Below are 23492 nucleotides of genomic sequence, written 5' to 3'. Positions count from 1 at the left end.
AAGGGGCTCAGCCCTTGATGGCGCCGATGATGACGCCCTTGGTGAAGTGGCGCTGCACGAACGGGTAGATGAGGAGGGCGGGCAGCACGGCGATGGCGACGATGGCCATCTTGATGGCCAGCGTGGGGGGCGCGACCTGGCCGAAGCCGCTGACGCCCACGGTGGCCGTCGGCAGGGGGTTGGAGTCCACGACGTACTGCCGCAGGATCAGCGCGAGCGGCCACTTGCGGGTGTCGTCGATGAACAGCGTCGCGTTGAACCACGCGTTCCAGTAGCCGACCGCGTAGAACAGGCCGATGACCGCCGTGACCGCCTTCGACAGCGGCAGCACGATCCGCCACAGGATGCGGAACTCCCCGGCGCCGTCGATGCGGGCGCTGTCGAGCAGCTCGTGCGGGATGTTCATGAAGAACGCGCGCAGCACGACGATGTTGAACGCCGACACCGCCGACGGCAGGATCAGCGACCAGTACGAGTCCTTCAGCCCGAGCGAGGCGACCATCAGGTAGGTCGGGATCAGCCCGGGGAAGAACACGAACATCAGCAGGACGCAGAACAGTATCGGCCGGTGGAACAGCGTCCCCGGCCGGGACAGCGCGTACGCCCCGAGGACGCTGACGCCGAGGCTGACCGCCGTGCCCACGACGGTGACGCCGGTGCTGACCAGCACCGCGCGGCTGACCACGCTGTCGGAGAAGATCTGGCGGTACGCGTCGAGCGTGATGCCGTCCGGCACCAGCACCAGGCCGCCCACCCGGTTCACCGTCTCGGCCGACGACAGGCTGGTCAGCACGATCGTGTAGAGCGGCAGCAGCACGGCGAGCACGATGAGCGCCAGCGCGCCGCCCTTGCCGATCCGGCCCGCGACCGAGCCCGGCTCCTCCCAGGGCGCGAGCCCGGACACCTTCTTCCTGCTCATGATCGCGAATACACCCCCCGCTCGCCCAGGGCGTGCGCCACCCGGTTGGCCGCCAGGATGAGCACCAGCCCGACCAGCCCCTTGAACAGGCCGGCCGCCGCGCCGTACCCCAGGTCTCCCGTGCGCAGGCCCGACCAGTAGACGAAGGTGTCGAAGACCTCGGACACCTTGCTGCCGACCGCGCTGCGCTGCAGCATGAACTGCTCGAAGCCGACGTTGAGCGCGTCGCCGAGCCGCAGGATCAGCAGCAGCACGATGACCGGCCGCAGCCCCGGCAGCGTGATGTGCCACATCCGGCGCCACCGGCGGGCCCCGTCGACCGCGGCGGCCTCGTACAGGTTGGGGTCGATCGTGCTGAGCGCGGCGAGGAACACGATCGTGCCCCAGCCGGCGTCCTTCCAGACCGTCTCGGCCGTGACCAGCAGGATGAACGTGTCGGAGTTCGTCATCCAGTCGATCCCGGAGTGCCCGTGGTCGCGCAGGATCTGCGCGAGCAGCCCGGCGCCGCCGAACATCTGCTGGAAGATCGCGACCACCAGCACCCACGAGAAGAAATGGGGCAGGTAGACGATGCCCTGGACGAGAGCCCGCAGCCGCCCGGAGACCACGCTGTTGAGCAGCAGCGCGAGCGCGATCGGCACCGGGAAGTAGAAGACGAGCTGGAACGCGGTGATGCCCAGCGTGTTCACCACCGCACGGATGAACTGCGGGTCGCCGAACAGCTGGGCGAAGTTGGTGAAACCGATGATCGGGCTGCCCAGGATGCCGCCGGTGAACGGGTTGTAGTCCTGGAAGGCGATGACGTTCCCCAGCGCCGGGATCCACCAGAAGCCGGTGACCAGCACCAGCATCGGCGTGGCCATGACCAGCAGCGGCCAGTCCCGGCGCAGCCGGTCCCTGAAGGCGCCCCGTCGTGCGACGGCCGGTCCGTCCTGGGTCGCCCCGGGCCGGACCTCCGTCACACTCCTCGTGTCCGCGTCGGCGCTCACAGCCGCCCGTTCTCCCTGGCGACCTTCATGTAGAACTCGCGGGCCTCGTTGCCGCCCTGCTCCTGCCAGTCCTTGACGATCTGGGCCCACTCGGAGACCGGCCGCTTGCCGCGGAAGATCTCGTTCATCTTGTCCTCGGTCGGCTTGACCAGGCCGGCCATCTTGGACGGCCTCTCGACCCGGAGACCCACGAACGGGTCGTTCTCCAGGTATTGCGAGGCCGTCTGCTCCCAGCCGTGGTACGCCTCGACGTAGCCGGGGTACTGGTTCTCGGTGATCGCGCCGGGCCGCCCGGACAGGAACATGTACGTCGGGGCGACCTCCTTGCGGCCGAGCGCGGTCTGCTGGACCTGCCCGTCCTTCAGCGTGAAGTGCTTGCCCTCGACGCCGTTGTTGATGAGGTCGTACTCCTGGGTGCCGTACGGCGCGGAGCACCAGTTGGCGAGGCCCAGCAGTTCGCGGGTGCGGGCGTCGCCGAGGCCCTTCCTGATGAAGCAGAACATGCCGGCGGGCTCGTTGCGCCAGACGATGATTTTGCCGCCAGGCTGGGCCGGGTAGGGGTTCGCCGCCCGCACGTTGATCTTCGGGTTGCTGGGCAGGTAGCGGCCGAGGATTTCGTGGATCGCGCCGAGCCCGTCCTTGTACATGAGAAGCTGCCCGCTGCCGAAGGGCTCCTTGTGGTCGGCGAACTGGTTGGCCACGACGTCCGGATGGACGTATCCGGCCTCGAACAGCTTCGTCACGAACTCGATCGACTGCAGCCACTCCGGCGTCTCGTACTTGTAGATCAGCGTGCCGTCGGGCTGCTTGCGCCACTCGCGCGGGGCGCCGAACGCCCGCTGGATCTCCTGGTCCATGCCGCCGAACGCCCAGCGCTTCTTCTTCGGGTCGGTCAGCTCCTTGCCCAGCGTGAGCAGGTCGTCGGCGCTCTTGGGCGCGGGCAGGCCGAACTCGTCGAGAATGTCCTGACGGACGATCGTGGCGAACGGGTAGGGCGCGTTCTGCCACGGGATGCCCTGCAGGACGCCGCCGAACACGCCGTACGTCCACGCGGCGGTGTCGTAGTTGGCGAGCAGCGGGAACTCCTTGGACTTGTCGCCCGCCAGGTAGGGAGACAGGTCGGCGAAGAGCTTGTTGGCCGCCTCGGTGAAGTGGGCGATGGAGTCGATGTTCCAGCCCGGGATCTGAATGATCTCGGGCACGTCACCGCTGGCGAGCAGGGTGTTCAGCTTGTCGACGTAGGTGTTGCCGTCCGAGATGTTGAACCGGACGACGCCGCCGAGCCGCTCGTTGACGGCGTCGAAGTAGGAGTTCTCGCCGACGCCCGGGGGGACGGTGCCCCACAGCGGGGTCATCGCCTTCACCTCCGCGCCGCTGGTGATCGGCTTGGCGGTGACGGCCTGGACCATCGTGCCCGGCCTGGACAGGAAGCCGGGTTCGACGAATTCGGCGGCGGGCAGGTCGGGCGACAGGCCCGGCACCTGGAACGGCACACGGGTGGGCACGAGGCCCTTGAGCTTGTCGGCGGCGACGGCGGTGCCCTTGGGCAGCTCCTTCTTGGCCGCGCAGCCGGTGAGGCCGGCGGCGGCGAGCGCGCCCGCGCCGACGATCCCGAGGAATCCGCGGCGGCTGGTCAGGGGGCCGCCGGGGGGTTGGCTCATCGATGGGATCCTTCCGGGAAGAGTTTTTCATCGGAGTCTCATGGACGTCCAGTTAGTTCGTCAATTGGCCAAACAAATTATCCCGTCCGCCTGGATGGCGACAAGGTTTCATGAAACGTTCAAGGGCTCGACCGCCACGGGCGACTCGGCCATGCTGCTGATCGTAGGACTGGCCGCCTTCGCCTCCCGAGGGCTTGTGAGCGAGGCGTCTCCCGGACGTGAGGAGTGGGCGTGAGCGGCGCGATGGCGGCGGAGTCCGGGCTGCGGGCCGAGGACCTCACGTTCGCCCGGGATGCCCTTTCCGGTTGAATGTCCGGGCCGATCCAGGTCGGACCGAAAAAGGATCGGTCCAAAATTGACACGGGGCCGCAAACGGGATTGACAGTGACCGTAACGCCGGGAATAGCGCGATATTCAATTACCTGTGAGTACTACCTCTCCGCCTCGGACCATCACTGACCAGCGCTTATGGCGTAAATGTCGGTGCCTGGGACTCAATCTCTGATATTCCGGACGCAATTCCGGATGTAGATGACATAATGCGTGGGAGCGCTCCCGCGCCATCGGCTGCTATCTCCGCAGCGCCATCCGGCACGCCTGCCCAAGGGGCACGTTGGAAGGAAGGTGCCGCGTCTTCATGACGGCATTCGGAAAAAGTCCTCCGTCCGGGCCGCAGATCGACGGAAATGTTTCGGCGGACATGGTCCGCGCCGGCTCCCGCCCCTGGGCGCCCCACCTGTGGTGGATGGCCCTGGCGGTCGGGGCGGCCGGCTTCGCCTTCGTGTGGCTGGCCACGCCGCACGCCAGGGAGATCGGCTCGCCCTGGGAACTGGTGGCCAAGCTGGTCGCCTTCGCCTGCCTGTGCGTGGCGATCGCGGTCTTCCCCTGGGTGTCGCCCCGGCTGAACTGGCTGCTCTACGTCCCGTTCGTCTTCTTCACCGGATACCTGATCCCGCGCGTCAGCTGGTTCTACTACGGAGACGGCGCGCGGGCCCAGGGCGACAGCTTCTACACGCACCTCTACCTGCTGCTCTATCCGGGCATCGTGCTCACGGTCGCCGCCGCCTACCGCATCGGCGGGGGCACCCCGGGCCGGTGCCTGAAAATCATGGTGAGCGGGGTTCTCATCGTGTTCTCGGGCTTCCTCGACCTCATGTGGTTCGTCGTCAACCCGGTCGAGATCCCCGAGGTCATCGACGCGCCGCACATCAACCTGTTCACCGGGGGGCCGATCTCGTTCGGCGCGACGATCGTGTTCGCGCTCGCGCACGTCCCGATCATCGTCGGGTTCAACCTGCTTCCCCTGGACCGCTGGATCGGCCGCCTGCTGGGGGCAGGTGACCCGTGAGCACTGCCGTGAACATCTCCGTGGCCGCGCCCGCGTACAACGAGGCGGAAACCATCGCGGCGGTGGTGGGCGAGTGGCAGGACTACCTGGACGGCAACCCGGCCGTGGGCGACTGGGAGATCGTCGTCTGCGACGACGGGAGCGGTGACGGGACCGGCGAGATCCTGGCCGCGCTGCGGGCGCGGTGCCCGCGGCTCGTCGTGGTCACGTTCGAGCGCAACCGCGGTGCGGGCGCGGCCATCGCCGCCGCGATCGCCCACACCCGGCTCGACTGGGTCGTGCTGCTGGACTCCGACGGCCAGTTCCCGATCGCCAACCTCGACCGCGTCCTGCCGCGCGCACGGGCCGGGGAGGCGCTCGCGTTCTCCGGAGCCCGGATCAGGAAGGCCGACGGCCTGGCGTACCGCTGGGGATCGGCGGCCAGCGGCGCGGTCAGCAACCTGCTCCACGGGACGCGCTACCGCGACTTCAACTCGATCTTCAAGGTGGTCTACGGCCCGCTCTTCCGCGCGCTGCCGCTGGAGTCGGGCGGGATGAACTGCTCGACCGAGATCACCGCGCGGGTCGCCGAGCTCGGGCACGAGTGGGTGGAGGTGCCCATCGAGCACCGGGAGCGCGGCGGCGGCAGCCGCGGCTGGCGCTACTGGCGCGGCGCCCGCGACCGGGCCCTGTTCGTCGCCTATCTCGGCCTGCGCCACTGGCTGCTGCGCCGGGGCGTCCTGCGCCGGACCGCGCCCGAGGTGCCGGCGGCGCCGGACGTGCCGGAGGCGGTCGCGGCGGTCGCCGAGGAGGCCCGATGAACGTCGCGGTGACGATGTTCAGCGGCGGCCGCGGGGCGGCCAGCATCGCGAGGGGCATGCTGGGCACCCCGGGCGTCGGCCTGTCGCTGGTCGTCAACGGCTACGACAACGGCCTGTCCACCGGCGCGCTGCGCCGCTATCTGCCGGGGATGCTCGGGCCGTCTGACTTCCGCAAGAACCTTCTGCTCCACCTCGATCCCGCCGACCCGGCGCAGGCCGCGCTGGCGGCCGTCGTCGAACACCGCCTGCCGGCCGGGACGACGCCCGCGGGGCTCACCGCCGTCATCGAGTCGATCGCCCTGCGGCGCGGCCCGTTCGCCGCGTTGCCCGAGGCGGCCCGCGAGGCCCTCACGGCGGACCTGCGCGTGTTCGCCCGGCGGCTCGCGGCCCACCCGCACGGGCTCGACCTCGCCGACTGCGCACTCGGCAACCTCGTGTTCGCCGGGGCCTACCTGCGGCTCGGCCGGGACTTCAACGCCGCCGTCGACGCCTGCGTCCGCACGTTCGGCTCGCCCGTACGGCTGCTCAACGTGACCGACGGGGAGAACGCCTTCCTGGCCGCGCTCAGGAGGGACGGCAGTCTGCTGGCCGACGAGGCCGACATCGTCGCGCCGCAGGACCCGGGCACGATCACCGACCTGTTCCTGCTGCGCGAGCCGGTCGGGGCGCGGCGGCGGGCCGAGCTGGAGGCGCTGCCGCCCGAGTGGACCAGGGAGATCCTGGGCCGCGAGCGCGCCGAGGTGACGCCGAACCCGCGGGCGCTCGAGGCGATCCGCGACGCCGACCTCGTCGTCTACGGCCCGGGCACCCCGCACTCCTCGCTCCTGCCGAGCTATCTCACGCCGGGCGTGGCGGACGCCGTCGCGCGGAGCCGGGCGGCGGCCAAGGTGTTCGTCGTCAACACCCGAGAGGACCACGACATCCGGGGGCTGACCGCGCCCGACCTCGTGGACCGCACGCTGGCCTACCTCGGCGACCCCCGCAACCGAAGGCGGCTGGTTACCCACGTGCTCAGCCATCGCACGCCGGGCCCGGACGCCCCCGCGGTGCCGGAGGAGATCCTCGACCGGGGCGAGTGGGCGGGAGCCCGCTGGGTCACCGCCGTGATGGAACACCCGGGGCGTCCCGGTGTGCACCACGCGGAGCGCACGGCCGAGGCCCTGCTCGCCATCAGGGACGAGGCGGCCCTGGCGCGGGCCCGATGACGGCTCTCCTGGCGGACGCGTGCGCCCGGCGCGTCTGGCTGTTCGACCTCGACGGCACGCTCGTGGACTCCTGTCCCGCCCACGAGGCGGCCTTCCGGCAGGCCATCGCCGAGGTCGCGCCCGATCTCCTCGCCTCGTTCCGGTACGCCGACCACGCGGGTGCGAGCACCCGCGAGGTGGCGGTGCGCCTGCTGGGCGACACCGGGGAGGCGGCCCGGCTGGCCGGCCTGAAACAGCGGCTGTACCGCGAGCGGGCCGGCGCGGTGGCCGTGTTCCCCGGCGCGCGGCGACTGCTCGGCCGCCTGGCCGCGGGCGGGCGCGACGCCTATCTCGTCACCAGCGGCAGCCGGGCGTCGGTCGAGCGGGTGCTCGCGGCGTGCGCGCTGGACGCGTACTTCCGGGGCGTGCTCACCAGCGACGACGTCCCGGCGAGCAAGCCCGACCCGGCGTTCTACGCGTATGCGTGCGACCACTGGGGCCTCGACCCCGGCGCGGCGGTGGTCCTGGAGGACTCCTCGCACGGAGTGGCGTCGGCGGTCGGCGCGGGCCTGCCGACCCTGCACGTCCACGTCGCCGAGCCCGCTCCGGGGGCGGTCGCGGTGCGCGACCTGGAACAGCTCGTGTCTCTCCTGGACCCGGAGGTGTGCGGTGCCTGCTGAACGCGTGTGCGCGGTGATCCCGGCGGCCGGGCGGGGGACCCGCCTGGGCCTCGGCATCCCCAAGATCATGGTGGAGATCGCCGACGGCGTCACCGTGTGGCACGTGCTCCACCAGCGGCTGCGGCCGCTGGTGGAGCACATCCACGTCGTGATGTCGCCCGAGGGGGAGGGGCCGTTCCGCGCGCTGGCGGCCGAGCAGATCGCGAGCGGCGTGGTCTCGGTGAGCGTCCAGGAGAAGCCCACCGGCATGGGCGGCGCGATCTTCGGCGCCGCCCCGCACTGGGACGCCTACGGCGCGATCCTCGTGGTCTGGGGCGACCAGGCGGGCCTGTCCCCGATGACGGCCGGCCGTGTCGTCGAGGCGCACGAGAAGGGGCTCACGATCCCGCTGGTGCCGATGCCCGATCCGTACGTGGAGTACGAACTGGGCGACGACGGGACGCTGCTGCGGGTGCGCCAGTCGCGGGAGGGCGACGAGTGCCGCCCCGGCGGGCTCAGCGACGTGGGCGTGTTCTGCCTGAGCACCGAAGGGCTCCACGAGGCCTGGACGCGTTACCTCGACGAGGCGGCCCCGGGCGCCCGCACCGGAGAGGTCAACTTCCTGCCGTTCCTGCCCTGTCTGTCGCGGGAGCGGAACTGGCCGCTGACGGTGGTGCCGGTGACCGACCCCGACGAGGCGCGCGGCGTCAACACGGCTGAGGACCTCGCGTTCGCCCGGCGGGCATACCTGCGGTGGACGTGACGGGGTGGGCGCGCTGACCGAGCGGGCGGCCGGGCTCCTGGCCGCCCACCGCTGGGCCGCGGGGCCCACTCTGGTGAGCACCGTGGCCAGCGGCACGGCCGCCGCCACCACGCTCGTCATCGCCAGGGGCGTCGGCGCAGCGGCGTTCGGCCACTTCACCGTCGTCCTGTCGATCGCGCTGATCGTCACGGTCGGCATGCTGATGAGCCTCAACTCCGTCATGTTCCAGGAGCTGCCGCGGGCCGAGTCCGCCGCGCGGTCGGCCCGGTTGAAGGCGGAACTGTTGAAGACGGAACTGGTGACGACGGCGCTGCTGTGCACGCTCGTGCTCGGCGCGGTGGTGTTCGCCGCCGGGATGCTGGCCGCTCCGCTGCTGACCGGCGCGCTCGGTGTGGACACCCGCACGCTGGCCTTCGCGCTGGCGCTGGCGCTGTCGATGACGCTCAACCAGCTCACCGAGAGCTTCCTGCGCGGGCTGAAGAGGTTCCGCCTCGTCGCCGGGCTCAAGCTCGCCGTGGCCGTCGCCTATCTGGGCGGGGCCGCGTTCTTCCTGCTGGTCCTCGGCCTGCGGGACGCCGAGCCGTACCTGGTCGCGCTGATCGGCACCAACCTGGTCTTCGCCCTGGTCTCCTTCGCCGGGTTCGAGGTCGCGCCGCGGACCTGGTCGCGGGCGCTGGCCCGCTCGATCTACCGGCACGGCGCGTACGTCACCGTCATCGGCGCGCTGACGGCGGTGGTGTTCGGGGTCGACGTCATCTTCCTCAACCACTGGGCGCCCCGGGCCGACGTCGGCGTCTACTCCGTGTACAACGGCTTCCCCAAACGGCTGCTCGGCGTGGTGTTCACCGACGGCGTCGGCCTGGTGCTGCTGCCCACGCTGGCGACGTCCGACAAGCCGGCCGTGATGCGGCGCATCGCCCGGCTCGCCCCGGCCGTGTTCACGGCGACCGCGGTGTTCGCGTTCGCGGCGAGCACGGTGTTCTTCCTGCTCGTGGGGGGCGAGTATCCGTACTCGCTCGGCCTGATGGCGCTGTCGGCGATCGGGATCGGCGCGCACACGGTCTTCAACCTCCAGCAGGTCGCGCTGACCATGGACGGCGTGCGGGGCGCCCGGGTGCTCATCGGCTGCCTGCTGGCCGGGACCCCGCTCGCGCTCGCCTGCCAGGCGGCGCTGATCGCCTGGCAGGGGCTGGTCGGCGGCCTGGTGGCCTTCGCTCTGAGCAATCTCGTCCTCGTGGCCGTCGTGACGGCCGTCTCCACCCGGCTCTACCGGCCGGCCGGCGCATCGGAGGTACGCGGGTGAGGATCGCCCACGTCATCAACCAGTTCCCGCCCAACATCACGGCGGGGCTCGGCCGGTACGCCGAGCTGATCGCTCCGCAGCTGTCCCGGCGCCACGAGATGGCGGTCCTCACCGTGAACGACGGCCGCCTCCCGGTGTGGGAACGGACCGGCGGCATCACGGTGTACCGCCCGCGCGGGCGGCTGCTCGGGTGGCTGCTCGGCGCGATCGCCCGCCGCCGGCGGCTCAACCGCACCCGAGGCGTGGAGTTCCTCCTGCTCGCGCTGACCGTCGTGGTGAGCAACTGGCGCTACTTCCTGCTCCTGCGGCGGCTGCGCCCCGACCGGCGGCCCGATCTCGTCGCCGTGCACGACTCGACGAACTTCCTGTGCGGCCTGCTGTGCCACTACCTGCTGCGCCTTCCGGTCGTGTTCCACGTCCACACCACCGAGTACGGCGTCGCCCCGCAGCGCAGCATCGCCGACCCGCTCAACCTGTTCGCCGCGCTGGAGCGGTGGCTCGCGCGGATCTCCCGGCGGGTCGTGGTCGCCACGCCGGAAGTGCGCGAGCAACTGCTGGCGGCGGGCTGGGACCGCTCGCCGATCGACGTCGTCCGCCTGGGCGGCACGTACGAGCAGGTGGTCGCCGACCCCGCGTTCGACCGGGACAAGCTGCGCCTCGGCGCGGCGGACCTGCGCGCCCGGCTCGGCATCGCCGAGGGGGACCGGGTGCTGCTGTTCGTCGGGCGGATCGAACGGCAGAAGGGGATCTACCAGCTGCTCGAGGCCATGCCCCGCATCCGCGCCGCGGTGCCGGACCTGCGCCTGGTGATCGTGGGCGAAGGCGACGAGGCCGGCGTCGCACGCATAACCGCTGAGACCGGGCTCGGCGACCGGGTGCTGACCTCCGGCGGTTTCGTGTCGGGGCAGGCGCTGCTGGAGTACTACGCCATGGCCGACGCCTGCGTCTTCCCCTCGCTCTTCGAGCCGTTCGGGCTGGTGGCGACCGAGGCGATGGCCCTGGCCCGGCCGGTGATCCTGGGCGACGGCTTCTCCCGGATCTTCCTCGGCGACCCCGCGGAGCCCGCCGTACGGTTCGTGCGGGCGGCCGACCCCGGCGACATCGCCGGCGGGGTGATCGAGGTCATGACGGACGCGGACCTGCGCCGGGCGCTCGCCGCGCGGGGTGAGCGGCTGGTGCGGGAGACGCTGAGCTGGAGCCGCGCCGCGGAGGAGACGCTCGCCGTCTACGCGAAGGTGCTCTCGGGGACGGCGCGATGATCTCGCTCGTCGTGCCCTGCTACAACGCGGCCAGGACCCTGCGGTTGTGCCTGGAGTCGGTGCTGGCGCAGACGCGCGTGCCCGACGAGATCGTCGTGGTCGACGACGCGAGCACCGACGGCTCGGCGGAGATCGCCGAGGAACTGGGCTGCCGGGTCGTCCGCCTGCCGGAGAACCGGGGCGTGTCGGCCGCCAGGAACGCCGGGATCGACGCCACCACGGGTGATGTGATCTTCTTTCTCGACTCCGACGTCGCGCTGCGGCCCGACGCCGTCGCGAACGCGGCGGAGATGCTGGAGCACGACCCCGAGGTCGGCTGCGTCCACGGGGTCTACGACACCGTGCCGCTCATCGACGACGGGCCGGTCGAGTGGTATCGCATCCTGCACGCCGTGCACTGGCGCCGCCGCCACCTCGGCGAGGTCAACAGCGTCGTGTTCGCCCTCGCCGCCATCCGCCGCGACGTGGTGCTCGCCGTCGGCAGGCTCGACGAGCGGCTGCGCGACTGCGAGGACGTCGAATACAGCAGCAGGCTCGCCGTACGCAGCCGGATCGTGCTGACCGACACGGTCGTCGGCCGCCACGACGACGGCAGCCGCCTGCTGCCGATCCTGACCGAGCAGTGGCGGCGGGCCCTGCCGCTGATCCCGCTCGCGCTGACCACCACCCGGCGCGGCGCGGCCAAGCCGGAGCACGCCAACAGCCCGGGGGGCATCCTCTCCTGCGCCCTGGCCCTGGCGAGCCTGGGGCTGGTGCTGCTGAGCCTGCCGTTCGGGCTGTTCCACCCCCTTCTGCCGGCCGTCCCCGGCGCGTTCGTCGCCGGGTTCGTCCTCGCCGATCCGGAGCTGGTCGGGTTCGTACGGCGGCAGCGGGGGCCGGTCTTCGCGGCGTACTTCATGGCCGTCCACCTGGTCGTCCACGTGGTGCTCGTGACCGGTCTGGTGGCCGGCTCGCTGCGCCTGCTGACCGGCCCCCGGGAGAGCCGCGCCGAGACCGCGTGAGACGTCAGGCGCAGCCCACGCGGCCGGTGCTCAGGGCGATGTCGTCGAGCCACAGGTCGTACGCCGCCGGGGAGGGGTTCGGCTGGTAGAGCTGCCAGCCGATCTTGACGGTGTCGAAGCGGGGGAAGACGAAGTCGACGTCGTTGCCGCCGTGGGCGCGGGTGGAGACGGTGAGGTCGGGCTGGGCCACGCCGTCGAACCAGACCGAGATCTTGTTGTCGGCGGGGTCCATCCGCCACTCGACGCACTGCCACACGCCGGCCCGGGAGGGGGCCGACTCGCGCCAGTTGGTCCAGTCGCCCGTGGGGCCGCCGTCCGCGCCGACCCCCCACAGGTCCGTGCGCAGCGTGGGGACGTACTGGCCGCCGAGCGGCCGGACGATCTCCGGACCCGCGCCGGTGGCCTCGATCAGCGTGTAGTGGGCCCAGTCGGGCGCGGTGGGGAACGCCTTGACGCGCAGCCGGACGCGGCCGTAGAAGCCGTTGCCGGGCGGGGCGAAGTCGTCCACCTTGAGGAACGCGCGCCCGTTGCCCTCGGTGTGGACGTGCAGCACCTTCTGCCCGCGTTCGGCGCGCTCCACGGTGAGCGTGCCGTGCTTGGTGTCGACGCCCCACCCGAGACTGGCCGCACCGCCGACCGGCAGCGACTGGAAGTCCTCGCAGAACAGCGTGCCGCCCTTCGCGCAGGTCCCCGGCCCGTGACCCGGCCCGTGACCCGGCTCTGGGGACGCGGAGGCGGCCGGTGCCGCCGTCAGCGGCAGCAGCAGGGCCAGGCAGGCCGCGGGTAACAGTCGTCGCACGACGCGCTCCTTTTCCCGGTGACAGGGCACTCGTAAGGTACGGCAACTGGGAGCGCTCCCATAAGAGGTGTGCCGAAGATCGATGAAAGGGCCGGATCGCGCGGATAATCTACGCGTGAAAGGACCTTCCCGGCGATTATTTCTCCAGTTCAGCGGGCTCGCCGCGCTGGTGGCGGCGTGTGCTCCCCGTGACGGGAAGGCCCACGACGACGCCTTCGCCGTGCTGCGCCGCCGCTGGGTGGAGATCACGCTCGGCCACCCGGGCACGTTCGATGCGGAGCGGGAGCCGTACCGGACCCGGCTGGCGCGGCTGGGAGCGGAGGCGCGCCGGCACCGCGACACCATGGCGCCCACCGCGAGATCCCTCTGGCCGGACCTTCCCTTCCCCTCCCTTGGCGCCACCCCGGCGCGACTGCGGGCCATGGCCCGCGCGTACGCGCTGCCGGGCACCGGGCTGACCGCGGAGCCGGGCCTCGGCACGGCGGTCGCCACCGGGATCGGGCACTACGTGCGGCACGTGTACGCCGTGGACGCCGAGCAGACCGGCAACTGGTGGGACTGGCAGATCGGGACGCCGAGGGCGCTGCTCGACGCCGCCGTGCTCGCCGCCCCGCACCTCACGGACGCGCAGGGCGCGGCGCTGTGCGAGGCGGTGGACACGTTCGTCCCGGAGAGCCGCCTGGACGACTACGAGGGCAACAGCACCGGGGCGAACCGGGTCGACCTGTGCACGGTGACGCTGCTGCGGGCGATCGCCGGCGCGGACCCCCGCCGTGCCGCGCTCGCGGCCTCCGCGCTCTCCCCGGTCTTCCGGTACGTCACCGAGGGCGACGGTTTCTATCGGGACGGCTCGTTCGTCCAGCACGGGTCGGTCCCCTACCAGGGCGGGTACGGCCCGGTGCTGCTGACCGGCCTCGCGACGTTGTTCGCGGTGCTGCGCGGCACGCCGTGGGAGATCACCGATCCGGCGGCGCGCACCGTCCTCGACGCCGTGGACCGGGCGTTCGCCCCCTTCGTCCACGACGGCGCGTGCATGGACCTCGTACGCGGACGCGGCGTCGACAGGCGGCCGTTCGGCGACCACAGGAGGGGCAGGGAGATCGCCGCGGCGGTCCTGCTGCTGGCTGAGACCGCCCCGGAGGCCGAGCGGGCCCGATGGCGGGCCATGGTCAAGGGCTGGGCCGTGCGCGACACCGCCAAGCCCATGCTCCGGGCGGCCGAGGGGGCGGCACAGGGGGCGGCACAGGGGACGGCACAGGGCGGCGACCTCGCGTTCCACGCGCGGCTCGCGGCGGTGCTGCGCGACGCGACGGTCCCGGCCGCCGCCGAGCCCGCCGGGCACCGCCTGTTCCCCATGAGCGCCCGCGCCGTCCACCGCGCCGCCGGCTGGTGCGCGGCGCTCAGCATGGCCTCCTCCCGCGTCGCGCACTACGAGTACGGCAACGGCGAGAACCTGCGCGGCTGGCACACCGGCTCCGGAATGCTCTACTGGTGGGCGCGCGGACACGGCGACCACTACTCCGACGCCTTCTGGCCCACCGTGGACCCGTACCGGCTGCCGGGCACGACGGTCTCCACGCGGCGCCTCCCCGGCGGCGCCGGCGGCGAGTGGGGCGACACCCGCCCGCCGGCCGAGTGGGTGGGCGGCGCGACCGACGGCGTGTACGCCGCCGTGGGCCAGCACCTGTACGGCCTGGAGAGCACGCTGGAGGCGTTCAAGTCGTGGTTCTTCCTCGACGACGCCGTGGTCTGCCTCGGCGCGGGCATCACCTGCCGGGACGGCGTGCCGGTCGAGACCGTCGTGGACAACCGCAGGACCGGCGCCCGGTTCACCCCGGGTACGGGATGGGCGCACCTGGAGGGCCACGGCGGTTACGTCGTGCCCGCCGGGCAGTCCCTGCGCACGCTGCGCGAGGATCGCACGGGCGCGGGGGTCACCCGGGCCTACGTCACGCTGTGGCTGGACCACGGCGTCGACCCGGACGCGGCCGGTTACGTCTACCACCTCCTGCCCGGGGCGAGCCGGGCCGGGACCGCCGCCCGCGCCGCCGATCCCGGCTGGGCCCGGGTGCTCGCCAACACCTCCGCGCAGCAGGGGGTCGAGGTCCCGTCGCTGGGCGTCACCGCGGTGAACTTCTGGGCGGGTGGACGGGTCGGGGGACGGGCGGGCGCGCTGACGGCCTCCGATCCGTGCGCGCTCCTCGTGCGCGACCTCGGCGACGGCACGGCCACGGTGACGGTGGCCGACCCCCGGCGCGCCCTCGACGGGCTGACCGTGACGTGGGACCGTCCGGTGGCCGCGGTCACGCGCGAGCACCCGCTCCTGGACCGAGCGGAGACCGGCGCCCGGCTCACGCTCGCGTTCGGCGCACTGGCCGGTCGCGAGGGCGCATCCTGCACGGTGACTGTACGGCTGGCCGCTCCGGCAGCGTGAGCGCGAGTCATCATGAACGCCGTGTCATCATGAACGCCGTGTCCACCCTGCCCGATGACCTGGACGGCGCGCTGGAGGAGTCGCTCGGACGATTCCCGACGGCCGAGCTGACGCGGAGCGTGCAGACGCTCATCCGGCAGTACCGGGAGGGCTTCGACCGGAGCGTGCCCGCGCTGAGCTCGGAGGTCGCGGTCGCCGCGTACGCCGGGTATCGCATGCCCGCGACCTACAGCGCCGTGAGCGCCGCGCTGCGCCAAGTCGCCCAGCTGGCACCCGGTTTCGCGCCGGAGACCCAGGTGGACGTGGGCGGCGGCACGGGCAGCGCGCTGTGGGCCGCGAGCGCGGTCTGGCCGACGCTGCGCACCGTGACCGTCCTGGAGCAGTCCCCCTCCGCCATCGCCTTCGGGCGGCGGCTGGCCGGTCGCTCGGCCGCGGCGGCCGTACGCGACGCGCGCTGGCAGCAGGCGGTCGTCGACCGGAGCGTGCCCGCGCCCGCGGCCGACCTGGTCACGATGTCCTACGTGCTCGGCGAGCTGTCGCCCGCCGTCCAGGAGGACGTGGTCGGGTCGGCGGCCCGCGACGCCGGCATGCTGGTGATCGTCGAGCCCGGCACGCCCGGCGGGTACGCCCGGATCGCGGCGGCCCGGCGGCTGCTGGCCGGGCTGGGCCTGCACGTGGTCGCGCCCTGCCCGCACGACGGCGAGTGCCCGATCGTCCCGGACCGGGACTGGTGTCACTTCGCGGTCCGCCTCAACCGCACCGCGCTGCACCGGCGGGTCAAGGACGGCACGCTGAGCTTCGAGGACGAGAAGTTCTCCTACGTCGCGGCGTCGTCCCGGCCGTGGCCGCGCGCGGAGAGCCGGATCCTGCGCCATCCGCTCAAGCGCAAGGGGCTCGTCACGCTGCGCCTGTGCACGGCCGAGGACGGGCTGGCCGACCGCGCGGTCTCCAAGCGGCAGGGCGAGACCTACCGCGAGGCGCGCGACGTCGTCTGGGGCGACGCCTGGCCGCCGCCCGCCTGAACGGGTCCCGTATCGGGGCTTCGTAACGCTGCCGCTCGCAAAACCTATGTCAGGAAAAGGCGGCGGTGCTCGGGGGGAACGTACACGACCAGAGGGCCCGATCGCCCACCGCCGCCGGAGACGTCACCAGGAGTCTCATCTGGAGGGCCTCTCAGGGGGCCGGCTCCGGTGCTCGGTCAGCGCAGCCCCTCTCGTGCGGGAGCCATCGTGATCTCGAAGACGTCGTCACTCCCTTCCTCCGTCGTCACGGGACTCGTCTTCGACGAACCCGGCAACTCGGTCTGGTTCGCCACCGGCGACGGGCGCCTCGGCACCTGGCGCCTCCTAGGGGAGGTCCACACCGACCTCGGTGCCGGATGGCCCGACGCCGTCGCCGTTCTTCCCGGCGTCGACGGCGTCTCCGTCCGGATCGTGACGGCCGGGGGCGAGGTCCACGTCGCCGCGCGGGACCGGGCCGATCGCGCCGACGCCGTGTTGGCGGCGACGCATTCGACCGGTCTGCGCGCCGCCGCCGGGCTCGAAGACGGGACGCTCCTGCTTCTCGACGACCACGGAGCGGTCGTCCGCCTCGGCCTCGGAGCGTTCGAGATCCTCGTCGCCGCACCGGCCGCCGCACCGGCCGCCGCACCGGCCGCCGCACCGGCCGCCGCCGCGGCGGTCGCGATGTGCGCCGACGGGGCCGCGAACGAGCTCCTGCTCGTGACGCCCGCCGGCGGCGGCGTGAACCTGGAGCGCCGCTCGCTCGCGGACGGCGCGCTTCTCGCCACCGTCGCCCTGCCGCACCCGGTCGTCTCGATCGTGGCGTCCGGCGGCGGGGCGCTGACGGTCGACGACGCGGGGGTGGTCCGCCACCTTTCGTGGGCGAGCGGGGAGGACCCCGCGGAGGTCGCGCTTCCCGGGCCGGTCACGGGGCCCGTCGCGCGGTGGCACTCGCTCGTGTTCGCGGCATCCGGCGCCGGCGTCACCGTCGTGGACTGGGGATCGGACGTCGAGACCCTCGCGCTGGAGGTCTCGCTGCAACCCCTCGCGGCAGGGGGATGGGCGCCGATGACCGTCGACTACGCCTCCCTCGGGATCACCGCCGACGACGTGGACTGGTTCTGGAACGACGCGGACGACGAGGAGGAGGAGTGCGTCTCGGTCGCCCGCTCCGGCGCCGAGGACGCCGAGCGGTACGAGCACCGCGTGCTCGCCGGGCCCGTGCCAGGCGAGCGGACGCTCGTCGCGACCGGCCGCTCGTCCGGGGAGGTTCTCGCGACGCGGCGTCTTCGCGTCCTGAACCGGTGGCCCGACGACGAGGTCGGCCCGCCGCAGGTCATCAGCGGCAGGCGTGAGGTGTACGCGAAGCCGGGCTGGGGCGGCGGACCGGGGTCGCCGCAGAACATCCGCGTTCACCCGGCCCCCGAGGAATACCGCATCGCCGTCGCGGTGCTCCGGTGCAAGGGCTCGACCGCGGCGGTCAACGCCGCCGGCGCGGCGGACCGGCGCCGTGACGAGCTGACCGAAGACGTCGTCTCGACCTCCGGCGACTCGGCCGACCGGTGGTTTCGTGAGGTGTCGTACGCCGACACACCGGCGGGCGCGTCCGGACCGAAGGGCACCCGCATCCGTCTTCTGACCGGCGCCGTGGTCGGGCCGATCGACGTGCCGTACACCTTCACCGAGCTCTTCGAGCCGGGCGATCCCACTGACTCCTTCGGGTCCTGGGCCCCGAAGCCCGGGACGTGGGACGTGCTCGGCGGCACGTTCTCATCCTTCGTCCGCGACACGCCGCTGATCTTGGGAGGGGGAGTGACGCGGCCGGTCATGGAGTTCGCGGACGCCGTGGTCTTCACGGTCCTGCCGGGAACCGACGATCCGGTCACGGTCGGCGCGACCACGGTGGGCGCGCAGTGGACGTGGGCGTACGCCGGCGACGCGCAGGTCTACTGGAAGCCCGCGGACGGGTCGACCACGTTCACCCGCAAGCCGGCGGTGGTCATGCCGGCGGCGATCTCGGCCGGTCATCCGGCGCCGTGGTCCGAGAAGGAGTTCGTCACGACGATCGTCCACGAACTCGGGCACACCCTCGGCATGCCGGACCTGTACCAGGGACCGGGGTATCCGGCCGAGATCGGGGAGCGCTACATGGGCGACTGGGACATGATGCACTCCGACGTCCCGATGCCGCACCTGTCGCTGCCGCACCGCATGCGGCTCGGCTGGATCGACCCGTCCTGGGTCGAGGTGTGCGACTTCTCGAAGAATCCCGCGACCCGCGAGATCACGCTGCAGGCGCTCGAAACGCTGTCGCGGACCGGGCCCGGCGCCGGCAGGAAGGCCGGGATCGAGATCCGCCTGCGCGACGGGTGGAACTACTACTTCGAGCACCGGCGCGAGCAGTCGGGGCAGATCGGCGACCAGCAGCTGCCGAAGAACGCCGTGCTGGGCACCGACGTGTTCCAGGCGACCGCCGACGACATGGCGCGCCCGCTCATCCTGCTCCTGCCGAACGACGTCGACGGCGACGGGCCCGTCCTCGCGGCCGCCGGCAGGGACTACGAGGAGAGCGACGTCACGAACCCCGACAGGATGAACGACTTCCGCCTGACGCGGCTCCTGCCCGGCCTGACCGATCCGGCCGACGACGTGCGGGTGCGCGTCGAATACGTCGGCGCGCACCGTGCCGAGCTGCAGATCACCCCCGCGCGCGGCAACGGCCACTGGAAGAGCCCCGACATCGACATCGACGGCCCGTCGGGGCCGAACATCGTGGTGAAGGGGCAGAAGCACCGGATCCGCATCCGGGTGCGCAACGCCGGGACGAAGGCGGCGGACCAGGTGACACTCCGGGTCGGGTGGCTGCCGTTCACGACGACGCCCGGCGCCTGGCAGGCGCTCGCGTCGCCGACGCCGCTGACCATCGGAGCCAAGTCGAGCGCGGTGTTCGAGGTCGACTGGATGGTGCCGGCGTCCGTCACCGTACCCGCCGCGTCGGGTCCGGCGATCGAAGCCGAGCACTTCTGCGTGCGGGTCGACATCGACCGGTACGTCGACCCGGTGGATCCGGCGGGCAGCGAGATCGTCGTCCACAACAACTGGGCGCAGTCGAACTTCAACACCTCGACGACCGCGCAGTCCTCGCCGTCGTCGCGCGAGACCACCGCGATCATCGCCGCGAACCCGTTCCCGACACGGGCGCTGCACCGGCACGTCGTCGAGCAGACAGGTGACCAGTTCCGTCTCTTCCTGGACGAAGGGTGGCGGATGGTCGACGCCGGCGCGACCGGCACGACGCGGCTCGCGTACGAGTCGTTCGCCGGCGACCCGCGACGCGGCCGGCGCTATGCGGAGCGGTTCGAGCGGTCGCAGGGCGAGGCGATCAGCTCGGACGTCTCGGTGCGGACCTTCGTGCAGCCGGAGGGACGCCACGACTCGGGCCTGCCCGGCTTCGGTGCGGGCCTGTGGCTGCGCGCGGGCTGGCGCACCAGGTTCGAGGACGTGGGCGTCGACGGCGAGCTCGTCCACGGGTTGGTGGTGTACGAGCACGACGGCACGCGCGACCGGGTCGCGTTCGGCGAGGTGCGCGTCGTCGCGCACCCGGAGGACCGCCCCGACGAGGTGATCTGGCTCGACGGCGGAGTGGACGAGGGCCGGTTCGGGGTCGGCGTTCCGGGCGAGCTGTTCGAGCACGCGCGCAGGGAACCCTGGGTCTTCGAAGTGTTCTACTTCAGCACCTACCGGCACGCGCCCACGCGGTCGGGGGTGCTGCCGCTGCGGCTGTGAGGCATGCCCGGCTCTTCAGCCGCCCAAGCCAAGGAACAGTTCAACGGTTTCGTAGGATAGGGCAAATCATCGACCGGCCACGGGGCCCCGGGCCGCGGCCGAGGGACGGGAAGGAGCCAGAGGTCAGCACCGTCGACGAAGCGCCGGGCATGCCGATGCCGCTCGCCTCCGCCGCGGAGGCGCGCCGCCTCGCGGCCGTGCGCCGCTACGCGGCCCTGGACACCGCCTCCGGCGCCGCGTTCGACCGGGTGGCCGCCCTGGCGGCGCGGATCTTCCACGCTCCCTTCGCCACCGTGACGATCGTCGGCGACGACACGGTCCGCGTCATCGCCGAGCACGGGCCGCCACCGCGCAGGGCGATCCTCAAGCGCCTGTGCGCCGCGGCGGTGCGGCACAGTGGGCCGTACGTCGTCGACGACGTGCTACTCGACCCGCGGGCGGCCGGCGACCCGGCGGTGCGCGGCGAGCCCGGCATCCGCTTCTACGCCGCAGCGGCGATCACGACGGCCGACGGCGAGGCCCTGGGCAGCGTCAACGTCATGGACACCCGTCCCCGGCAGGCCGGCGAGGAGGAACTGGCCTGCCTGCGGGACCTGGCCGCGCTGGTCATGGACGAGCTGGAGGTGCGGCTGACCACGCACCGTACGGTCGAGGTGGAAAGGGAACTGCGCGCGGGAGCCGAGCGGCTGGCCCGCACCCTGCAGCGCACCCTGCTTCCGCCGGCGCTGCCCCGGGTGCCCGGACTGTGCGCGGCCGCCGCCTACCACCCGGTCTCCGCCGACGAGGTCGGCGGCGACTTCTACGACCTCTTCACGCTCGACGGCGACCGGTGGGCGTTCTTCCTCGGCGACGTCTGCGGCAAGGGCGCCGACGCCGCCGCACTGACGTCCCTGGTCCGTTACACCCTGCGCGCCGCGGCCGTCTACGACGCCGACCCGCACGCGGTGCTGGCCAACCTCGACGCGGTCCTGCAACAGGAGCACGCGGGCGGCGAGACCCCCGTGCCGTACTGCACGGCGGTCTTCGGCGTCCTGCAGCCCGACGGCGACGGGTTCGGCGTCACGCTCGCCACCGGAGGGCATCCCCCGGCGCTGGCGGTGCGGGCGGACGGCACCGTCGAGCCCATCCACCCGGCCGGGGGACAGCTGATCGGCATCCTGCGCGATCCTCAGTTCGCCCAGGTGAGCGCGCGGCTGAACGCCGGTGACGCGCTGCTGCTGTACACCGACGGCCTCACCGAGGCGCGGACGCCGACCGGCTCGATGCTCGACGAGGACGGCCTGACCGCGCACCTCGCCGCCGCGGGACCCACGAGTGCCGATTCCCTCCTGACCACCGTGCACGACCTGATCACGGCCTTGGGCACGGGGGTGTCAGACGACACCGCGGTCCTCGCCCTGTCCGTTCCGCCCGCCACTCGAACGCCGTTCTCCGGGAGTCTCGGTGCCGCATGACAACGGTCTGACCGTCACCCTTCAGCCGCACGCCTCCGGTCCGCACCTGCTGGTCGTGGCCGGGGACCTGGACCACCACACCACTCCACGCCTGCGGGCGGCCCTGGAGGAGATCGAGTTCGGCCCGGGCGCCGACCTGGTGATCGACCTGTCCGGGCTGACCTTCTGCGACTCCACCGGCATCGCCACACTGGTCGCCGCCCACCAGCGCGCCCACGACGCGGGCGCCGCCCTGCTCCTCGCCGGTCTGGATTCGGACATCACCCGCGTCTTCCAGATCATGGGCCTGGACCGGCTGCTCGCCTTCTACGACAGCCCGGAAGAGGCCGTACGCGCCCTGAGCAGGTAAGCCCTACAGCGGTGCGGCGACGGCGACCGCGATGTTCTGCCTGATGTCGCAGTTCCTGACCCGGCGGCAGAAACCGTCCGCCACGCTGGTGGCACCGCCCGCGGTGCTGGCCGCGGTGTGCTGGTGACCCCGGTTCCTCGTGGGGCTGTCCAGCTGGACGATGTTCCGGTTGCGGGTGCCGTTCCCGATGGCGGCCGGGCCGTCCCCGGCCTCCCGCGCGGGCCGCGCGCTCGCGGGGGCGGACAGGACGACCTGCGCGGCGGCCGCCGTGGACAGGACGGTGGCGATGACGGCGGCGGACAACGGGGCAAGCCGGGACGCGCCACGTGAGATGAGCATCCGCCCCCGCCTTTCGCCCATGCGCCGCCCGTCGGCGCGCGTGGTCACACCGTAGCCGCCGCGGTGGCCCGCGGGCGGTCACCGGCGTGCGTGTCCGGTGACGTTCTCGCTCGTCCGCGTGCGCGTCACCGCCCCGTGATCACGGTGCCGCTCGTCCTGGGGGAGCTCTGGTTGCGGCCCCGGAGGTTCTGCGAGCCCCTGCAGCCGGGCCGGTGCACGCAGTTGCCGGCCTGGGTGTTCACCGACGCGTCCACCCCGGTGATGACCTGCTGGGTGCCCGTTATGTTCCGCTGGCTGCCGACGAGCAGGGAGTTCAGGTTGTTCAGGCCGTTGTTGATCACGTATCTCGAGTTGGCGCCGTTCCCGTCACCGCCGCCGTGGCCCCGGCCGGACGCCGCGTCCGCGGTCGTGGGGGCGAGCGCGAGGCCGGCGCCCGTGAAGGCCAGCGCGGTCAGCGCCAGCAGTCGCGCCGCCGGGCCGGTGAGCGCGTGCCGCCCCCTTTGGCGAGCACTGTGACGAGCCATGGTTGTGCGCCTTCCCCCGGTGTCCGTCATGGAGATCCGTCCGTACGGATCTGCCGGGCATGTACCCCGGACGGTCACGCCCGTCACGGTCGCTGAACGAGGATTAACCCCCCTGTGGGGATATGGCGGCCCTTCTCGCGGCACGCCGGATTCGCGCGTCCTGAGGGTTCAGCAGCTCGGTCTGCCGGTCCGACGCCCGTATCCGCTGCGTCATGTCGCAGAAGCGGGACCTTCGCCCGCAGATCGTGCTCTGCGCGTTCGCGACACCGCTGACGCCGACCGTCCTCTGCTGGCTGCCCGTCCCGTTCCTCGCACTGCCCACCGTCAGCTGACTGACGTTGCGCATTCCGTTGCCCACACGGACGGTGGTGCTGTTGCCGTTGCGGTCGCCGGCCGTACGGGTGACCGCCGCGAGACCGGCGGAGGGAGGCTGCGACGCGAGGAGGCCCGCCGCCGCGATCGTGACCGCTGCCAGGGCGAGACCGGCGCGCATCAGTGTCTCGCCGCCCGGCGGCCCCCGGGGCCGTCGCTTCGGGCGCGGATGTTCTGTGACAGCGCGCAGAGCCGGGCGCGCGGCCTGCACAGGCCGCCCTGTACGCTGCTCAGCCCGCCCACTCCCGTCGAGAGCTGGTGGAGGACGCCGCGCAGCCGGGTGCTGCCGATCGCCACCATGGTCCGGTTGGCCGAGCCGTTGCCCACGCGTACGGCCGAGCCGTTCCCGTTGCCGTCTCCGGCCACCGCCGCATACGCGTTCACCGGCGCGGCCAGGGCGACGGACAGCGCGAGAGCCGGCACGGCGGCGAGCGTGACCGCGACCGGCACGGGCCGTCGCGGCCGTCGCTCAGGGGATCGCGTGAGGGCGTGGGTGATCGGCATCGACGTGCCTCTACCCCGCTCGTGGGCCCGCGTCCCGGCTCCGG

The 23492-nt window shown here is 72.4% G+C and carries 21 protein-coding genes; 14 read left to right on the top strand and 7 right to left on the bottom strand.

Annotated elements, in window-relative coordinates; translation table 11 throughout:
- Positions 1 to 7: 7 nt before the first annotated feature.
- From HHX41_RS03995 to HHX41_RS03985, 3 genes are read right to left on the bottom strand one after another with little or no spacing between them, the layout of a single operon-like run.
- The gene (locus tag HHX41_RS03995) at positions 8 to 919 is read right to left on the bottom strand and encodes a carbohydrate ABC transporter permease (protein ID WP_182904858.1); all 912 of its coding nucleotides are present in this window, start codon (positions 917 to 919) and stop codon (positions 8 to 10) included.
- Positions 916 to 1908, bottom strand: a complete 993-nt coding sequence (locus HHX41_RS03990; RefSeq protein ID WP_310741764.1) for an ABC transporter permease subunit — start codon at positions 1906 to 1908, stop codon at positions 916 to 918. The genes HHX41_RS03995 and HHX41_RS03990 overlap by 4 nt, the downstream gene beginning before the upstream one ends.
- Positions 1905 to 3569, bottom strand: a complete 1665-nt coding sequence (locus tag HHX41_RS03985) for an extracellular solute-binding protein (protein ID WP_182904857.1) — start codon at positions 3567 to 3569, stop codon at positions 1905 to 1907. The genes HHX41_RS03990 and HHX41_RS03985 overlap by 4 nt, the downstream gene beginning before the upstream one ends.
- A 40-nt stretch (positions 3570 to 3609) precedes the next feature.
- Here HHX41_RS03985 and HHX41_RS03980 point away from each other — a divergent pair, with 40 nt between their 5' ends.
- From HHX41_RS03980 to HHX41_RS03940, 9 genes are all read left to right on the top strand, one after another.
- Positions 3610 to 3804, top strand: coding sequence for a hypothetical protein (locus HHX41_RS03980; RefSeq protein ID WP_182904856.1), 195 nt, complete (start codon positions 3610 to 3612; stop codon positions 3802 to 3804).
- A 402-nt stretch (positions 3805 to 4206) separates the two neighbouring features.
- Entirely contained in the window at positions 4207 to 4917 is a 711-nt protein-coding gene (locus tag HHX41_RS03975) for a hypothetical protein (protein WP_259400637.1), read from the top strand.
- The gene (locus HHX41_RS03970; protein WP_182904855.1) at positions 4914 to 5717 is read left to right on the top strand and encodes a glycosyltransferase family 2 protein; all 804 of its coding nucleotides are present in this window, start codon (positions 4914 to 4916) and stop codon (positions 5715 to 5717) included. The genes HHX41_RS03975 and HHX41_RS03970 overlap by 4 nt, the downstream gene beginning before the upstream one ends.
- Positions 5714 to 6922, top strand: a complete 1209-nt coding sequence (locus HHX41_RS03965) for a 2-phospho-L-lactate transferase CofD family protein (RefSeq protein WP_182904854.1) — start codon at positions 5714 to 5716, stop codon at positions 6920 to 6922. The genes HHX41_RS03970 and HHX41_RS03965 overlap by 4 nt, the downstream gene beginning before the upstream one ends.
- Positions 6919 to 7581, top strand: a complete 663-nt coding sequence (locus tag HHX41_RS03960; RefSeq protein ID WP_169983719.1) for an HAD family phosphatase — start codon at positions 6919 to 6921, stop codon at positions 7579 to 7581. The genes HHX41_RS03965 and HHX41_RS03960 overlap by 4 nt, the downstream gene beginning before the upstream one ends.
- A complete protein-coding gene (locus HHX41_RS03955; protein ID WP_310741763.1) occupies positions 7571 to 8323 on the top strand; it encodes an NTP transferase domain-containing protein in 753 nt (250 codons plus the stop codon). Before HHX41_RS03960 ends, HHX41_RS03955 begins: the two co-directional genes overlap by 11 nt.
- Before the next feature lie 4 nt (positions 8324 to 8327).
- The gene (locus tag HHX41_RS40175) at positions 8328 to 9626 is read left to right on the top strand and encodes an oligosaccharide flippase family protein (protein WP_182904853.1); all 1299 of its coding nucleotides are present in this window, start codon (positions 8328 to 8330) and stop codon (positions 9624 to 9626) included.
- On the top strand, positions 9623 to 10885 hold the full coding sequence (locus HHX41_RS03945; RefSeq protein WP_182904852.1) for a glycosyltransferase family 4 protein: 1263 nt from the start codon (positions 9623 to 9625) through the stop codon (positions 10883 to 10885). Before HHX41_RS40175 ends, HHX41_RS03945 begins: the two co-directional genes overlap by 4 nt.
- Positions 10882 to 11886 (top strand): glycosyltransferase family 2 protein, encoded by a 1005-nt coding sequence (locus tag HHX41_RS03940; RefSeq protein ID WP_169983722.1) that lies wholly within the window; start codon positions 10882 to 10884, stop codon positions 11884 to 11886. The genes HHX41_RS03945 and HHX41_RS03940 overlap by 4 nt, the downstream gene beginning before the upstream one ends.
- Before the next feature lie 4 nt (positions 11887 to 11890).
- Here HHX41_RS03940 and HHX41_RS03935 read toward each other — a convergent pair whose 3' ends face one another.
- Positions 11891 to 12685 (bottom strand): hypothetical protein, encoded by a 795-nt coding sequence (locus tag HHX41_RS03935; RefSeq protein WP_182904851.1) that lies wholly within the window; start codon positions 12683 to 12685, stop codon positions 11891 to 11893.
- Between the two features lie 115 nt (positions 12686 to 12800).
- Between HHX41_RS03935 and HHX41_RS03930 the strand changes: the two genes are divergently transcribed.
- From HHX41_RS03930 to HHX41_RS03910, 5 genes are all read left to right on the top strand, one after another.
- Positions 12801 to 15119 (top strand): polysaccharide lyase 8 family protein, encoded by a 2319-nt coding sequence (locus HHX41_RS03930; protein ID WP_310741762.1) that lies wholly within the window; start codon positions 12801 to 12803, stop codon positions 15117 to 15119.
- 38 nt (positions 15120 to 15157) lie between these two features.
- Positions 15158 to 16141, top strand: a complete 984-nt coding sequence (locus HHX41_RS03925) for a small ribosomal subunit Rsm22 family protein (protein WP_220503728.1) — start codon at positions 15158 to 15160, stop codon at positions 16139 to 16141.
- Positions 16142 to 16348: 207 nt separating this feature from the next.
- Complete coding sequence (locus HHX41_RS03920; RefSeq protein WP_182904848.1) at positions 16349 to 19906, top strand: hypothetical protein; 3558 nt, start codon at positions 16349 to 16351, stop codon at positions 19904 to 19906.
- A 149-nt stretch (positions 19907 to 20055) separates the two neighbouring features.
- The gene (locus tag HHX41_RS03915) at positions 20056 to 21360 is read left to right on the top strand and encodes a PP2C family protein-serine/threonine phosphatase (RefSeq protein WP_182904847.1); all 1305 of its coding nucleotides are present in this window, start codon (positions 20056 to 20058) and stop codon (positions 21358 to 21360) included.
- Positions 21350 to 21709, top strand: a complete 360-nt coding sequence (locus HHX41_RS03910) for an STAS domain-containing protein (protein WP_310741761.1) — start codon at positions 21350 to 21352, stop codon at positions 21707 to 21709. Before HHX41_RS03915 ends, HHX41_RS03910 begins: the two co-directional genes overlap by 11 nt.
- Positions 21710 to 21712: 3 nt before the next feature.
- Here the strand turns inward: HHX41_RS03910 and HHX41_RS03905 are convergent, their stop codons facing one another.
- The 3 genes from HHX41_RS03905 to HHX41_RS03895 form a co-directional block, all read right to left on the bottom strand.
- Positions 21713 to 22048 carry a hypothetical protein gene (locus HHX41_RS03905; protein ID WP_169983727.1) on the bottom strand — a complete coding sequence of 112 codons (336 nt, stop codon included), beginning with the start codon at positions 22046 to 22048 and terminating at the stop codon, positions 21713 to 21715.
- Between the two features lie 125 nt (positions 22049 to 22173).
- The gene (locus HHX41_RS03900; protein WP_182904846.1) at positions 22174 to 22572 is read right to left on the bottom strand and encodes a hypothetical protein; all 399 of its coding nucleotides are present in this window, start codon (positions 22570 to 22572) and stop codon (positions 22174 to 22176) included.
- A gap of 492 nt (positions 22573 to 23064) precedes the next feature.
- Positions 23065 to 23448 carry a hypothetical protein gene (locus tag HHX41_RS03895; RefSeq protein ID WP_182904845.1) on the bottom strand — a complete coding sequence of 128 codons (384 nt, stop codon included), beginning with the start codon at positions 23446 to 23448 and terminating at the stop codon, positions 23065 to 23067.
- Between the last annotated feature and the right edge of the window lie 44 nt (positions 23449 to 23492).

It is taken from the genome of Microbispora sp. H13382 (genome assembly GCF_014161445.1).
Taxonomy (GTDB): domain Bacteria; phylum Actinomycetota; class Actinomycetes; order Streptosporangiales; family Streptosporangiaceae; genus Microbispora.
Note: the sequence above shows the minus strand (reverse complement) of the source record. Positions and strands in the feature narration are given on the sequence as shown.

Bases quoted from the DNA above. Each gene is read 5' to 3' on its own strand.
- HHX41_RS03915 (WP_182904847.1), top strand. From the start codon at position 20,056: ATGCCGATGCCGCTCGCCTCCGCCGCGGAGGCGCGCCGCCTCGCGGCC.
- HHX41_RS03960 (WP_169983719.1), top strand. From the start codon at position 6,919: ATGACGGCTCTCCTGGCGGACGCGTGCGCCCGGCGCGTCTGGCTGTTC.
- HHX41_RS03900 (WP_182904846.1), bottom strand. From the start codon at position 22,572: ATGGCTCGTCACAGTGCTCGCCAAAGGGGGCGGCACGCGCTCACCGGC.
- HHX41_RS03905 (WP_169983727.1), bottom strand. From the start codon at position 22,048: ATGCTCATCTCACGTGGCGCGTCCCGGCTTGCCCCGTTGTCCGCCGCC.
- HHX41_RS03940 (WP_169983722.1), top strand. From the start codon at position 10,882: ATGATCTCGCTCGTCGTGCCCTGCTACAACGCGGCCAGGACCCTGCGG.
- HHX41_RS03965 (WP_182904854.1), top strand. From the start codon at position 5,714: ATGAACGTCGCGGTGACGATGTTCAGCGGCGGCCGCGGGGCGGCCAGC.
- HHX41_RS03975 (WP_259400637.1), top strand. From the start codon at position 4,207: ATGACGGCATTCGGAAAAAGTCCTCCGTCCGGGCCGCAGATCGACGGA.
- HHX41_RS03985 (WP_182904857.1), bottom strand. From the start codon at position 3,569: ATGAGCCAACCCCCCGGCGGCCCCCTGACCAGCCGCCGCGGATTCCTC.
- HHX41_RS03995 (WP_182904858.1), bottom strand. From the start codon at position 919: ATGAGCAGGAAGAAGGTGTCCGGGCTCGCGCCCTGGGAGGAGCCGGGC.
- HHX41_RS03980 (WP_182904856.1), top strand. From the start codon at position 3,610: ATGGACGTCCAGTTAGTTCGTCAATTGGCCAAACAAATTATCCCGTCC.
- HHX41_RS03895 (WP_182904845.1), bottom strand. From the start codon at position 23,448: ATGCCGATCACCCACGCCCTCACGCGATCCCCTGAGCGACGGCCGCGA.